This is a genomic window from Plasticicumulans lactativorans (assembly GCF_004341245.1).
GTDB lineage: Bacteria > Pseudomonadota > Gammaproteobacteria > Competibacterales > Competibacteraceae > Plasticicumulans_A > Plasticicumulans_A lactativorans.
Genome location: NZ_SLWY01000023.1, coordinates 1 through 14,228, shown reverse-complemented (window position 1 = coordinate 14,228; position 14,228 = coordinate 1). Strand labels below are relative to the sequence as shown.

Genomic DNA, 14,228 nt, shown 5'->3' with positions numbered 1-14,228 from the left:
CCGCCCTTCACGATCACGCCAGGTCGAAGCGATCCAGGTTCATCACCTTGTTCCAGGCCGCCACGAAGTCGCGCACGAACACCCCCTGCGCGTCGCTGCACGCATACACCTCCGCCAGCGCGCGCAACTGCGAGTTCGAGCCGAAGACGAGGTCGACGACGGTGCCGGTCCACTTCAGCTCGCCCGTCGCCCGGTCGCGGCCCTCGAAGACGCCTTCGTCGGCGGCGGACTTCTGCCACTTCGTACCCATGTCGAGCAGGTTCACGAAGAAGTCGTTGGTCAGCGTTTCCGGGCGCTTGGTGAACACGCCGTGGGGGGTTTGGCCGGCGTTGGCGTTCAGGGCGCGCAGGCCACCGATCAGCGCCGTCATCTCGGGGGCGGTCAGCGTCAGCAGCTGCGCCTTGTCCACCAGCCGCTCGGCCGCCGATCCTTCGAGCCCCTGGCGGGCGTAGTTGCGGAAGCCGTCGGCGACCGGTTCCAGCACGGCGAACGCGCTGACGTCGGTCTGCTCCTGCAGCGCGTCGGTGCGCCCCGGTGCGAAGGGGACGGTGAGGTCGTGGCCGGCCTGCTTCGCCGCGGCCTCGACGGCGGCGCAGCCGCCGAGGACGATCAGGTCCGCGAGCGAGACCTTCTTGCCGCCGGCCTGCGCGCCGTTGAAGTCCTGCTGGATCGCTTCCAGCGTCCGCAGCACCGTGGCCAGTCCGGCCGGCTGGTTGACCTCCCAGTCCTTCTGCGGTGCCAGGCGGATGCGCGCGCCGTTGGCGCCACCGCGCTTGTCGCTGCCGCGGAACGTCGCCGCCGACGCCCAGGCGGTGGTGACCAGCTGGGAGATCGACAGTCCCGAGGCGAGGACCCTGGCCTTCAGGGCGGCGATGTCCTGTGCGTCGACCAGGGGGTGGTCGACGGCGGGAACCGGGTCCTGCCACAGCAGCGTCTCCCTGGGCACGAGCGGGCCCAGGTAGCGCGACAGCGGGCCCATGTCGCGGTGCGTCAGCTTGAACCACGCCCGCGCGAAGGCATCCGCGAGCTGATCCGGATGCTCGTGGAAGCGCCGCGAGATCTTCTCGTAGGCCGGGTCGAAGCGCAGCGACAGGTCGGTCGTCAGCATGGTCGGCACGTGTTTCTTCGACGGATCGTGGGCGTCCGGGATCGTCGCGCCAGCGCCCTTGGCGACCCACTGGTGGGCACCGGCCGGGCTCTTCGACAGTTCCCATTCGTAGCCGAACAGGTTCTCGAAGTAATTGTTGCTCCACTGTGTGGGCGTGGTGGTCCAGGTGACTTCGAGGCCGCTGGTGATCGCGTCACCGCCCTTGCCGCTGCCGAAGCTGCTCGCCCAGCCCAGGCCCTGCGCCTCGATGGGGGCGGCTTCGGGCTCGGGCCCCACGTTCGAGGCCGGGCCGGCGCCGTGGGTCTTGCCGAAGGTGTGGCCGCCGGCGATGAGCGCCACCGTCTCCTCGTCGTTCATCGCCATGCGCCCGAAGGTCTCGCGGATGTCCCGTGCCGCGGCGAGCGGGTCCGGGTTGCCGTTCGGGCCTTCCGGGTTCACGTAGATCAGGCCCATCTGCACCGCGGCGAGCGGGTTTTCGAGATCGCGGTCGCCGGAGTAGCGCTGGTCGCCGAGCCAGGTCTTCTCGACGCCCCAGTCGATGTCCTCTTCCGGCTCCCAGATGTCCTCGCGCCCGCCGGCGAAGCCGAAGGTCTTGAAGCCCATCGATTCCAGCGCGACGTTGCCGGCGAGGATCATCAGGTCGGCCCAGGAGATCTTCTGCCCGTACTTCTGCTTGATCGGCCACAGCAGCCGGCGCGCCTTGTCGAGGTTGCCGTTGTCCGGCCAGCTGTTCAGCGGGGCGAAGCGCTGGTTGCCGGTCCCCGCGCCGCCGCGACCGTCGCCGATGCGGTAGGTGCCGGCGCTGTGCCAGGCCATGCGGATGAACAGCGGGCCGTAATGGCCGAAGTCCGCCGGCCACCAGTCCTGCGAATCCGTCATCAGCGCGTGGAGGTCCTTGATCACGGCATCGAGGTCGAGGCTCTTGAATGCCTCGGCGTAATTGAACGCCGTGCCCATCGGGTTGGACTTGGCGGAGTGCTGGTGCAGGATGTCGAGCTTCAGTTGGTTGGGCCACCAGTCCGCATTCGTCGGGGCGTCCGCCACCGTGTGCCGGGGCGCGCCGCCCGAGAACGGGCACTTCGATTCGTTTGACATGGCTCTCTCCTCCGGTTGTTTGCGATGCACCACCCGGTCCGCTACAGGGCTGCGGCCGTGCACGTCCGTTCGTGGCCCGGGGCAGCGGCTGCCGTCCCACGCAAGCAAAAAGTAGAAGCGGATCGGCCCGTCGTGAAATGAATCCTTCGTATCGGCGCGATGCTTCGCGGCTATCGCACCGGCGGCGCATCACACCAGCAGCAGCACCAGTGCGAGCGCCGGCGCCGACAGGAGCGTCGACAGCAGGATGCCGCCGGTCGCGATCGCCTCGTCGCCGTCGAACTGGCGCACCAGCACGTACGAGGCCGCCGCGGTCGGCGTGGCGAGCAGGATCAGCGCGGCGCGGGTGTGCTCGGCGGACAGGCCGAACAGCCAGGCGCAGCCCCAGCCGAGCAGCGGCAGCAGCGCCGTCTTGATCAGCGCGGCGATCAGCGTCGGCTTCAACTGCCCGTGCAGGTGCACGCCGAGCAGCGAGCCGCCGATGCCGAGCAGCGCCAGCGGCAGCGCCATGTGCCCCAGGGCTTCGAGGCTGCGCGCCAGCGCCGGCGACAGCGGCAGCCCCAGCGCCGCCCAGGCGAAGCCGCCGGCCGCGGCCAGCAGTTGCGGATTCTTCAGCACCCCGCCCCAGGCGCCGCCGCTGGTGCGTGCGCCGTCGCGGCTCGCCTGCAGCACCAGCACCGCCACCACGCTGTAGAGCGCCACGGTGGGGGCGAACACCATCAGCGTCGCCGCCTTCACCGCGGCGTTGCCGGGCATCGCGTAGACGATCACCGGCAAGCCGATGAAGGCGAGGTTGCCGCGGAACGCCACCTGCACGAAGGTGCCGCGCGCGCGCCGGTCCGCTCCGCAGCGGGCCGCGCCGTACCAGGCCAGCACCCCGCCGGCGAAGGTCGCCAGCAGCACGCTGAGGAACAGCCCGGTCGCCGGGCCCAGCGCCACCGGCGCGGTGGCGATGCTGACGAAGGTCAGGCAGGGCAGCCCCACCCAGTACGCCAGCCGGTTGACGTCGGCGAGCGCCTGCGCCGACAGGAAACCGCACGCGCGCAGCGCGGCGCCGAGCGCGACGATCAGGAACACCGGCGCGAGCGATTCGAGGATGGGGGTCGACATGGCAGCGGTACGGGCAGCGGGGCGGGGCCGCCAGCATGCCCGAAAGCGGCTTTCGGCGGTCTGTCGCCGCGGGCTGGCGCCGCGCTCAGCCGGCTGGCGTGCCGATCACGCCGCGGCGGAGCTGGTCGCGCTCGATCGACTCGAACAGCGCCTTGAAGTTGCCCTCGCCGAAGCCGTCGTCGCCCTTGCGCTGGATGAACTCGAAGAACACCGGCCCGAGCACGGTGTTGGAGAAGATCTGCAGCAGCAGGCGCGGGGCGCCGCCGCGCGTGCTGCCGTCGAGCAGGATGCCGCGTGCCTGCAGCGCGCCGGGGTCCTCGCCGTGGCCGGGCAGGCGCTCGTCGAGCATCTCGTAGTAGGTTGCCGGCGGCGCGCTCATCAGCGGCACGCCGGCCGCGCGCAGGCGGTCGACGCTCGCCGGCAGGTCGTCGGTGAGCAGCGCCACGTGCTGGATGCCCTCGCCGTTGAACTGCATCAGGAACTCCTCGATCTGCCCGCCGCCCTGGCGCGACTCCTCGTTCAGCGGGATGCGGATGCGGCCGTCGGGCGCGGTCATCGCCTTCGAGGTGAGCCCCGTGTACTCGCCCTTGATGTCGAAGTAGCGCAGCTCGCGGAAGTTGAACAGCCGCTCGTAGAAGTCGGCCCAGTAGCCCATGCGCCCGCGGTAGACGTTGTGCGTCAGGTGGTCGATCAGCTTGAGGCCGTGGCCGCGGGGGTGGCGGTCGACGCCGTCGATGAAGGCGAAGTCGATGTCGTAGATCGACTTGCCGTCCTCGAAGCGGTCGATCAGGTACAGCGGCGCGCCGCCGATGCCGCGGATCGCCGGCAGGCGCAGCTCCATCGGCCCGGTCGGGATGTCGACCGGCTGCGCGCCGAGCTCGAGCGCGCGGGCGTAGGCGCGGTGCGCGTCGCGCACGCGGAAGGCCATGCCGCAGGCCGAGGGGCCGTGCTCGGCGGCGAAGTACCAGGCGATGCTCTTCGGCTCGTGGTTGACGATGAAGTTGATGTCGCCCTGGCGGTACAGCGCGACGTCCTTCGAGCGGTGGCGCGCGACCAGCGTGAAGCCCATGCGCTCGAACAGCGGCTCCAGCACGCCGGGCGTCGGCGCGGCGAATTCGACGAATTCGAAGCCCTGCAGGCCCATCGGGTTGTCGAAGAGGTCGGTCATGGCGGGTACTCCTGGCGAGCGTTGACGGTGGGCCCCGGGCGCCGGCGGCTCAGCGCCGCGGCAGCACGGTCTCGGCGACGAAGTGGGTGACCAGCGGCGGGTCGTCGCCGAGGTGCAGCGCGTAGCGGCGCGTGCGCATCTCGACGTCGTAGGCGGTGACCCGCTCGTGGTGGCGCAGCAGCGCCACCCAGGAGTCGTCGATGAAGTGTTCGAGGTAGCGCGACGGATCGGTGGCGTCGCGGAACAGCTCCCACGAGCGCGCGCCGTAGCGCAGCCGGCGCCGCCGGCTCGCGCGCATCAGCGTGAGGAATTCCTCGGCGCGCGCCGGATCGATGCGGTACTCGATGGTGGTCAGCACCGGGCCGCGCTCGGGCTCCATCGCGACCTGCAGCTTCGGCCGCTGCGACAGCGGCGCCGGCGTGAGGTCCTCGATGCTGCCGCCCACCTTGAGGCGGCGCGCCGCCAGCAGCGCGAGCAGCGCCGCGGCGGCGGCGGCGAGCAGCGCGGTGCGCAGGTCGGAATGGGTGGCGACCGTGCCCCACAGCGCCGCGCCGGCGGCGCTGCCGCCCATCATCGCCATCTGGTAGATCGCCATGCCGCGTGCCTTGACCCAGTCCGGCAGCGACAACTGCGCCGCCACCGTCAGCGAGTTGGCGGTGGAGATCTGCGCCATGCCGGCGGCGAGCAGCGCCGGTACCGCCACCCAGACGCTTGGCGCGAACGCCGCGAGCGCGGTCGCCGCCGCGCTCAGCAGCGTGCCGTTGCGCACCATCTGGTCGCGCGTCATCACCTGGCGCAGGCGCGGCAGGAAGTTGGCGGCGATGATCGCGCCGCTGCCCATCGCCGCCATCAGCACCGTGTAGGTGGCCGCACCGCCGCCCGGCAGGCGCTTGACCAGCAGCGGCAGCAGCGCGATCACCGGGATCGCGTTGAGGAAGAACAGGAAGCCCCGCAGCATCACCGCGAGCACGAACGGCGATTCGCGCACGTACTGCACGCCGACGCGGATCGCGCCGAACAGGCGCTCGGGCGGCAGCGTGCTGACGGTGTGCTCGCGCTGCCAGCGCAGCAGCGACAGCCCCACCGTCAGCGACAGCACCGCGTTCAGCACGAACACGTAGGTGCTGCCGGCGCTGGCGATCAGCGCGCCGGCGACCAGCGGGCCGAAGATGCGCGAGGCGTTCATCGCGATGCCGTTCAGCGCCAGCGCCACCGGCAGTTCGCGCCGCGGCACCAGCTCCGGCACCAGCGCCGCGAACACCGGCCAGCGCATCGCCAGGCCGACGCCGTTGGCGAAGGTCAGCGCCAGCAGTAGCGCCGGCGTCAGCAGGCCGAGGAAGGACATCGTGCACAGCACCGCGGCGACCGCGGCCACCCAGAACTGCGTGGCGATGAAGTAGCGGCGCCGGTCGAGGATGTCGGCCAGCGCCCCGCTCGGCAGCCCGAGCAGGAACACCGGCAGCGTCGACGCCGTCTGCACCAGCGCGACCATCACCGGCGCCGGCGACAGCGAGGTCATCAGCCAGGCCGCGGCGACGTCGTTCATCCACATGCAGACGTTGGCGCTGAGCCAGCCGACCCAGAGCAGGCGGAACACCGGATGGCGCAACGGTGCCCACGCCGACACCGGCGCGAGCGCCTCGGGGGGAGCGGACATGATCGGTCGGTTTCTCCTCTGCGCGGCGGCGCGCGCGGACATGCCGCAGCCTTCAAGCTTGGCGCGTAATCGCGGCGAATCCAGTGCGCGAGGGGCGGGCGACGCACGCCTCAGCCGCAGCAGGGCGTCGCCGAGGCCGCCACCGGTACGCACGCGCCCGGCGTGTGCGCCGCGGGCGGCCATACTTGGGGCGTCGCCAGCCCCTGCGGAGCCGCCGCCATGCCCAGCGAACGCTGCATCGCCTTCTGGAACGTCGAGAACCTGTTCGACCAGGTCGACGCGCCGCCCGAGCGCCGCCCGGCGAAGATCGCCGGCAACCGCGAGCTGATGAAGTACCTCGCGGGCTGGGACGCCGCCGTGCTCGACCGCAAGCTCGGCCAGCTCAGCGCGATCGCCGCGCAGCTCGGCGACCACGGCCCCGACGTGCTCGGCGTCGCCGAGGTCGAGAACGCCCACGTCGTCGGCCTGCTCGCCGCACGCCTGGGCGCCGCGACCGGGCGCCGCTACCAGGTCGTGCACCACGACACTCCCGACCGTCGCGGCATCGACGTCGCCTTCCTCTACGACGCCGCGGTGTTCGAGGCCGACCCGGCGGCGATCTTCTCCCGCGAGATCCAGTCGCACCTCGCCACGCGCGAACTGCTGCAGGTCACGCTGCGCGACCGCCGCGGCCACGAGCTGGTGCTGATCGGCAACCACTGGCCGTCCCGCCTCGGCGGCGAGCAGGAGAGCGAGGCCTACCGCATCGTCGCCGCCGAGACGCTGAGCTACTGGCACCGCCGCGTGCGCGAACTGAAGGGCGTCGACGTCAGCCTGATCGCCCTCGGCGACTTCAACGACGAGCCCTTCAACCGCTCGCTGATGCAGCACGCCGGCGCCGAACGCAGCCGCACGCGCCTGCTCAACCGCCGCAACGGCGTCGACGACACGCCGTATCTGCTCAACCTGATGTGGCCCGCGCTCGGCACCGGCCAGGCCAGCCACGTCTACGAGGGCGACCCCAACGTGCTCGACCAGATCCTGGTCGCACGCGGCCTGCTCAACGGCAAGGGGCCGTTCCAGCTGGTGCCAGACAGCGCCCGCATCGAAGCCCTGCCGGCGATGATCCGCCGCGGCGAATACCGCGCCCCACGCCCCTTCGGCGCCCCGAGCCAGGGGCGCGATGGTTACGACCCCGACGGTTATGCGGATCACTTTCCGGTGAGCGTGAGGGTCAGGTAGCGGGAGGCGGGTGCCGGGGGCCACCGACGCGCGGGCGATGTTGCACAATGCCTGGCGTACCCCTGCGGAAGCGAACCGCCGTGATCACCGAGATCCGAATCGAGGACTTCAAGAGCTACCACGCTGCGACATTGCCGCTGGCGCCACTCACCGTGCTGATCGGCGCCAACGCGTCGGGTAAGAGCAATGCGATCGAAGCGATCCGGTTCCTGTCGTGGCTGGCGCAGGGGCGGCGCTTGCCAGAGATTCTGCGTGTGACGCAGGACTCGGATTCGTGCGTGCGCGGAGGCCTGAACGATCTGGCCTACCCCACAGAATCGGCATTCACGCTGGGGTGTACGCTGGCTGGTGAAAAATGGAATCGATTCCGCATTCGCATCCGCGTCGATGGTGATGACCTGCGAGTGGATTACGAATCCATCAGCGACCCCGCTGAAAGGGTGCCCTTGTACGAAATCGACCAGCCGGCCCAAGGGCTCAGTCACGATGTGCGCGTCGCCTACAACAATTTTGCGCGGGGGGGCGTGAAACCGAAGATCATCTGCTCCGACCAGTTCGCGATTTTCATGCAGCTCGAAAGCGCCGCTCGCTTCGATGTCGGCCACAAGACCGCGCAGAGCACCATTCCGAAAATCACCGGCGACTTGCGGCAGCAGTTGAGCAGCGCCTTGTTCCTCGATCCACGACCGGCCGTGATGAGGGATTACAGCTTTACGTCCGACAAGAAACTGCGGGAAGACGGGCGCAATCTCTCCAGCGTGCTGTTCAATTTGTGGTGGGACGCGTCGAACCGCGAATCTATTCTCAGCTTTATTGCGAGCCTGCCCGAACAGGATATTCGCGATCTCAATTTTATCACCGCGCCGCGCGGTGAGGTGATGTTCGAACTCACGGAGACCTTCGGTGGTACGGAGCGCAAGGTTCCCGCGCCGCTGCTGTCCGATGGGACGCTGAGGGTATTGGCGATCGCCGCTGCGTTGTTGTCGGCACCCGAAGGGGCCTTGGTGGTGATCGAGGAGATCGATAACGGCGTACATCCGGGGCGCGCCGCGACGTTGTTGAAAGGCATTCTGGGGATCGCCGAGCGTCGGCACCTGGAGGTGCTGCTTACCAGCCACAATCCTGCCTTGCTGGACGCCTTGCCCGACCGCGCGGTGCCGGACGTGGTGTTCTGCTACCGCGACCCGGTCGAGGGCGACAGTCGGCTGGTGCGGCTACAAAATATCGCTGACTATCCCGAATTGATCGCGCAGGGCGGCGTCGGCTATCTGCTGACCACGGGGATTCTCGATCGCTTTGTCAAACACCATCCGCGGCCCGATGAGAAGAAAGCCAAGGCGCTGGCGTGGCTGGAGTCGCTCAGGTCCGGTGACGGTGCATGACGGTCTGCATCGTCGATACCAGCATCTTCTGTAATGTGCTAGATATTCCGGGCAAGAATCAGCGGTGCGACGAAGCCCGGGGTGAACTGGCCAAGCACATCGAAGCACAGTGGAGCTTGTTGTTGCCGATGGTTGCGATCATCGAAACTGGCAATCACATCGGCCATCTCAGGGATGGTGGCGATCGCCGTCGGTACGCTGAGCGATTCCGCGATGAAGTGCGCAAGGCATGCAATGGAGAGGCACCATGGGTAACGACGCCGTTTCCGGACAAAGACTCCATTCTCGAATGGCTCGATGACTTCCCCGAACATGCAGCGTGCGGGCGCGGTTTTGGCGATCGCTCGATCGTGGCGGAATTCGATCGCCAGTGCATACTCAATCGCGCGCGGCGCGTGCTGATCTGGTCGCTGGACAGGGATCTGGCCGGTTACGACCGCCGTCTCTGAATCGCGCTGCCGCGAACCGCATCCTTTGCGTTTCGGTGAAGGCGATGATCGCATCGTCCCCTTCGCCGATCATCAGATTGAAGAGCACCGACAAGTATCCGTCAGGAGGCCTCCCATGCGTTCACCGCCCGCGCACCGTGCATCCCCACCGATGCCCGTCGAGAACGCCCTCGATGCGATCGGCAATACGCCGGTGGTGCGGTTGCGGCGGGTGGTGCCGGCCGGGTGCGCGTCGGTGTTCGTCAAGCTGGAGTTCTTCAACCCGACGGGTTCGTACAAGGACCGGATGGCGCGGGCGATGGTCGAGGAGGCCGAGCGGCGGGGGGTGCTGAAGCCCGGCATGACGGTCGTCGAGTACACCGGCGGCAGTACGGGCTCGTCGCTCGCGTTCGTGTGCGCGGTCAAGGGGTACCGGTTCCGCGTCGTCTCGTCGGATGCGTTCGCGCCGGAGAAGCTCAAGACCATGGCGGCGTTCGGCGCCGCGCTCGACCTGGTGCACAGCCCGAGCGGGAACATCACGCCCGCACTGATCCCGGCGATGATGCGCCGCGCCGGCGAACTGGCGGCGGACGGCGACTGCTACGGCACCGACCAGTTCAACAACCGGGACGCGCTGATCGGCTACGAGGAGATCGGCACGGAACTGCTCGAACAGTTCCCCGGCGGCATCTCCGCGTTCTGCGGCGGGGTGGGGGTGGCCGGCATGCTGATGGGGGTCGCCCGGGCGCTGAAGCGGGCGGCTCCGCGGACCCGGATCGTCGCCCTGGAACCCGCTTCGTCGCCGGTCATCTCGACCGGGCGGGCCGGCGAGCACCACGTCGAAGGGCTGGGCGTGGGCTTCGTGCCGCCGCTGCTCGACCGGCAACTGCTCGACGAGGTGCGCTGCGTGCCGGAAGCCGCCGCCCGCGACATGTGCCGGCGCCTCGCGCGCGACGAGGGGCTGCTCGTCGGCATCTCGTCCGGCCTCAACGTGGTGGCGGCGCTCGAACTCGCCCGCGAGCTCGGCCCGGACGCGACGGTCGTCACGGTGGCGTGCGACACCGGGCTCAAGTACATGGCGAGCGAGCTGTTCGCCCGGGACGCCTGAACGCGCGCCCGCGCCCGGCTGCGATCCGCCACGCCGGTCGCCCGAAGTGCCGGCCCGCGCACCGCCCCCGTCCGCCGCGCCGGTGGGCGCCCGCCGGCGCGGCCGTCCTCACGCCGCGGCGCGCAGCATCCCCTGCGTTTCGATGAAGGCGATGATCGCGTCGAGGCCCTGGCCGGTCTTCAGGTTGCTGAACACGAACGGGCGCTCGCCGCGCATCCTGCGGGCGTCGCGGTCCATCACCTCGAGCGAGGCGCCGACGTAGGGGGCGAGGTCGATCTTGTTGATCACCAGCAGGTCGGAGCGGGTGATGCCCGGACCGCCCTTGCGCGGGATCTTGTCGCCGGCCGAGACGTCGATCACGTAGAGCGTCAGGTCGGACAGCTCGGGGCTGAAGGTCGCCGAGAGGTTGTCGCCGCCGGATTCGACGAACACCACGTCGAGGCCGGGGAAGCGCACGCAGAGCTCGTCGACCGCGGCGAGGTTCATCGAGGCGTCCTCGCGGATCGCGGTGTGCGGGCAGCCGCCGGTCTCGACGCCGATGATGCGCTCGGGGGCGAGCGCGCCGTTGCGGGTGAGGAACTGCGCGTCCTCCTGCGTGTAGATGTCGTTGGTGACCACGGCGATGTTGTAGCGTTCGCGCAGGGCCTGGCACAGCGCGAGGGTCAGCGCGGTCTTGCCCGAGCCGACGGGGCCGCCGATGCCGACGCGCAGCGTGGGGGTGGACTTCATGGTGGTGATCTCCGCGGGGTCGGAAGGTCGCTAGCTGCGGAACAGCCGCGAGTACTGGGTTTCGTGGCCGGCGCTGGCGAGCGCGAGGCCGGGGGCGCTGGCGCCGAGCTCGTCGTCGGGCAGCGCGCCGGCGGCGGCCGCGCAGGCGGCGATCTCGGGCAGCAGCGCGGCGAGGATGCGCTGGGTGGCGCTCTGGCCGAGCGGCAGCAGGCGCGTCGCCGCGGTCACCTGGTTCTCGGCCCAGGCCCACAGGTAGCCCTGCGCGGCGGCCTGCGGCGCCACCTGCCAGCGCACCGCGGCGAGCGCGAACAGCGTCGCGAAGCACGCACGCGTGCCGCCGGCGCACCAGGGCTCGGCACCGGCCACGCCGAGGCCGGCGAGCAGGCGTGCGAGCGCGTGGCCGAGGTGCTGGTCCTCGGCACGCAGTTCGCGGGTCTCGCGGCAGGCGTAGAGCCAGGCGTTCCAGCGTGCCACGGCGTCGAGGTCGTCGGCGTCCCAGGCGGCGTGCAGGCGCAGCAGCACGGGGGCGTCCTGGTGGCGCAGCGGGTGGCGCAGCAGGCCGCACAGCCAGGCGAGCAGGTCGTGCTCGTCGGCGATCCAGCCGCGCTCGACCGCGCCTTCGAGCCCCTGCGAGTAGGCGAAGGCACCGATCGGCAGCGCCGGGCTGACCAGGTGCATCAGCCGCAGCAGCGGCAGGCCCTCAAGCGGGCGCGAGGCGGCTGGGGGCGTGGGCATGGGCGTGTCCGGCGTAGGCGCCGGCCTCGGGTTCGAAGGGGGCGTCCTCGTGCAGCAGGTCGAGGCCGAGTTCGGTGACCATCTGGTCGAGCACGTGGTCGCGCAGGTAGCGCATCCAGCCCACGCCGATCTGCAGCGGCACGTGGCGGTTGCCGAGGTGGTAGGCGGCGCGCACCAGCAGCAGGCTGCCCGGCGTGCTGACCGTGGTCACCGCCTCGCGCGCGGCCACCACGCGCACGACGCGCCCGTCGCTGGCGCGCAGGCGGTCACCGTCGCGCAGCACTGCGCCGCGCGGCTGGAACAGGCCGACCGCCTCGCCGCCGTCGAGCGCGGTGAGCAGGCGCGACTTCTGGCGCAGCTCGAAGGGCAGGGTCAGGGTGGCGTCGCAGGGTCCGTGGGCATCGAGCTTTTCGGTGATGAGCAGTGTCATCGACGGCGTCCTCGCGGGAGCGGCAGCGGTTGCCGGAAGATAACATCGGCCATGTGGCGATGCAGCATGTGAACTGCGCCATCGGGGCCGCTGCGAACGGCCCCTGCGCCACGGCTGGCGCAGGGAGCCCGGCGATCGCGGCAACCTATACTTCCCCGCAGCCCTCGAAGACAGGAGCGCGCGCGGGTGCCCCAGCATGCAACGGCCGACGGCCGCAACAACGTCATCGTGCAGATCGAAGGCGACGGCAACACGGTGGTCGGCGGCCTGCCGCACCTGACGCTGGTCCGCCACCGGAAGTCGCGCAAGCCCCGCAACGAGATCGAGTGGCTGAACCCGTATTTCCGCGCGCCGGAGCTGCTGGTGGGGCGCGATCGGGAACTGGCGAGCCTGCAGGGCTGGCTGGCGAGCCCGGCGCCGGTGTCGGTGCGCGTGCTGACGGGCGGCGGCGGCGCAGGCAAGACGCGGCTCGCGCTGGAGCTGTGCGTCCGTATCGGGAAGGACTGGGACGCCGGCTTCGTCGAGGAGCGGGAACTCGCACGCTTCCAGGGCCAGCAGAACCTCGCCGACTGGGGCTGGCGCCGGCCGACCCTGGTCGTCGTGGACTACGCCGCCGCCCACGCCCAGCGCTTGCATGCCTGGCTGAGCGAACTGGCCGACCGCGATCCCGGCTCGGCTCCGCCGCTGCGCCTGCTGCTGCTGGAGCGCCACGGGGCTCCGGGCGGCGGCTGGTGGCAGAGTGTCTTCGAGCAGGGCGGCTGGAGCGAGGCCGGCGTGCGCGACCTGCTCGACCCGCCAGCACCGGTGACGCTGCCGGCACTGCCTGAACGGGAGCAGCGGCGCGAACTGTTGCAAGCGCTGTTCGCCGCCGTGCAGCCCGGGCTGAGCGTGCCCGCTGCCGGCGCCAGGCCCGAGTTCGACCGGCGGCTGGCATCCCTCGACTGGTGCGGCGATCCGCTGTACCTGCTGATGGCCGGCCTGCTCGCGGCGCAGATCGGCCTCAGTGATGCCCTGGCGCTGGGCCGGCTCGATCTGGCCGCCCGGCTGGCCAAGCGGGAAGGCGCCCGCATCGGCCGCATGGCCGACGCGCACGGGCTCGACCGCACGCTGCTCGAACACGTCGCGGCGTGCGTGACGCTGTGCCGCGGTTTGCCACGCCCGGCGGCGCTGAGCCTGATCGAAGGCGAGCAGCAGGCGCTCAAACGCACCAGCGGCGGTGACCCGGCACGGATCGCCGACGCGCTGCACCTCGCGCTGCCGGGTCCGGAAGGTGCCATCGCTGCGGTGCTGCCCGATCTGATCGGCGAGGCGCTGGTGCTGGCGGTGCTCGCCCGGCCCGAGAGCCAGCCGGCGCCGGCGGCCGTGCAGCGCACCTGGGCACACGCCGGCCTGCCGGTCATCGAGACCTTGATCCGCTGCGTGCAGGACTTCTCGGCCACACCGGACGGCCGCCGCTCGGATCGGCACGCGCCGGCCCTGGGCTGGCTCGAAGGGCTGGTGCAGTCGCTGGCGGATGAGGTCGCGATCCTGCAAGCCGTGGCATCCGCCCTGCCGCAGGCGACGACGGTGCTGCGCCCGCTGGCGGCGGAGGTCGAGCGCCGGCTGGCCGCCTGCCTGCAACGGACCGCTGCACCGACGCCCGACCTGGCGCTGTCGCTCAACAACCTCGCCGTTCGCCTCAGCGCGCTCGGCCAGCGCGAGGCGGCGCTGGAGGCGGCGCGCGAGGCGGTCAGCCTCTACCGTGCGCTCGCCGCCAGCCGGCCCGACGCCTTCACCTCCAACCTGGCGGCCTCGCTCAACAACCTCGCCGTTCGCCTCAGCGCGCTCGGCCAGCGCGAGGCGGCGCTGGAGGCCGCGCGCGAAGCGGTCGACTTGCGCCGTGCGCTTGCCGCCAGCCGGCCCGACGCCTTCACCCCCGACCTGGCGATGTCGCTCAACAACCTCGCCAGCTTCCTCAGCGACCTCGGCCAGCGCGAGGCGGCGCTGGAGGCCGCGCGCGAAGCGGTCGACCTGCGCCGTGCGCTCGCCGCCAGCCGGCCCGACGCCTTCACCCCCGA

12 protein-coding genes are annotated in these 14,228 nt (G+C 70.7%); 5 read left to right on the top strand and 7 right to left on the bottom strand.

Annotated features, from left to right (window positions below):
* Nucleotides 1–13: 13 nt before the first annotated feature.
* The 4 genes from katG to EV699_RS17260 all read right to left on the bottom strand — a co-directional run bounded on the left by katG (nt 14) and on the right by EV699_RS17260 (nt 6,138).
* The gene (katG, locus tag EV699_RS17275; RefSeq protein ID WP_132545117.1) at nt 14–2,203 is read right to left on the bottom strand and encodes a catalase/peroxidase HPI; all 2,190 of its coding nucleotides are present in this window, start codon (nt 2,201–2,203) and stop codon (nt 14–16) included.
* Between the two features lie 189 nt (nt 2,204–2,392).
* Complete coding sequence (locus EV699_RS17270; RefSeq protein ID WP_132545115.1) at nt 2,393–3,313, bottom strand: AEC family transporter; 921 nt, start codon at nt 3,311–3,313, stop codon at nt 2,393–2,395.
* Between the two features lie 85 nt (nt 3,314–3,398).
* Complete coding sequence (gene hppD / locus EV699_RS17265; protein WP_132545113.1) at nt 3,399–4,481, bottom strand: 4-hydroxyphenylpyruvate dioxygenase; 1,083 nt, start codon at nt 4,479–4,481, stop codon at nt 3,399–3,401.
* A gap of 49 nt (nt 4,482–4,530) precedes the next feature.
* A complete protein-coding gene (locus EV699_RS17260; protein WP_243662719.1) occupies nt 4,531–6,138 on the bottom strand; it encodes an MFS transporter in 1,608 nt (535 codons plus the stop codon).
* Nucleotides 6,139–6,357: 219 nt separating this feature from the next.
* On the opposite strand from EV699_RS17260, the gene EV699_RS20020 reads away from it, so the two are divergent.
* From EV699_RS20020 to EV699_RS17240, 4 genes are all read left to right on the top strand, one after another.
* Nucleotides 6,358–7,359, top strand: a complete 1,002-nt coding sequence (locus EV699_RS20020; RefSeq protein ID WP_165904191.1) for an endonuclease/exonuclease/phosphatase family protein — start codon at nt 6,358–6,360, stop codon at nt 7,357–7,359.
* 80 nt (nt 7,360–7,439) lie between these two features.
* Entirely contained in the window at nt 7,440–8,741 is a 1,302-nt protein-coding gene (locus tag EV699_RS17250; protein ID WP_132545109.1) for an AAA family ATPase, read from the top strand.
* Nucleotides 8,738–9,190, top strand: coding sequence for a hypothetical protein (locus EV699_RS17245; protein WP_132545107.1), 453 nt, complete (start codon nt 8,738–8,740; stop codon nt 9,188–9,190). The genes EV699_RS17250 and EV699_RS17245 overlap by 4 nt, the downstream gene beginning before the upstream one ends.
* Before the next feature lie 115 nt (nt 9,191–9,305).
* Nucleotides 9,306–10,277: a PLP-dependent cysteine synthase family protein gene (locus EV699_RS17240; RefSeq protein WP_132545105.1), complete on the top strand. Its 972-nt coding sequence runs from the start codon at nt 9,306–9,308 to the stop codon at nt 10,275–10,277.
* A gap of 108 nt (nt 10,278–10,385) precedes the next feature.
* Here EV699_RS17240 and ureG read toward each other — a convergent pair whose 3' ends face one another.
* The 3 genes from ureG to ureE are packed head-to-tail and all read right to left on the bottom strand — an operon-like array spanning nt 10,386 to nt 12,171.
* Nucleotides 10,386–11,006 (bottom strand): urease accessory protein UreG, encoded by a 621-nt coding sequence (gene ureG / locus EV699_RS17235; protein WP_132545103.1) that lies wholly within the window; start codon nt 11,004–11,006, stop codon nt 10,386–10,388.
* Nucleotides 11,007–11,036: 30 nt separating this feature from the next.
* Nucleotides 11,037–11,741, bottom strand: coding sequence for an urease accessory protein UreF (locus EV699_RS17230; RefSeq protein ID WP_132545101.1), 705 nt, complete (start codon nt 11,739–11,741; stop codon nt 11,037–11,039).
* Nucleotides 11,707–12,171, bottom strand: coding sequence for an urease accessory protein UreE (ureE, locus tag EV699_RS17225; RefSeq protein WP_132545099.1), 465 nt, complete (start codon nt 12,169–12,171; stop codon nt 11,707–11,709). Before ureE ends, EV699_RS17230 begins: the two co-directional genes overlap by 35 nt.
* 186 nt (nt 12,172–12,357) lie before the next feature.
* Between ureE and EV699_RS20295 the strand changes: the two genes are divergently transcribed.
* Nucleotides 12,358–14,228: tetratricopeptide repeat protein (locus EV699_RS20295; protein WP_243662718.1), on the top strand; the 1,871-nt coding region annotated here is incomplete at its 3' end.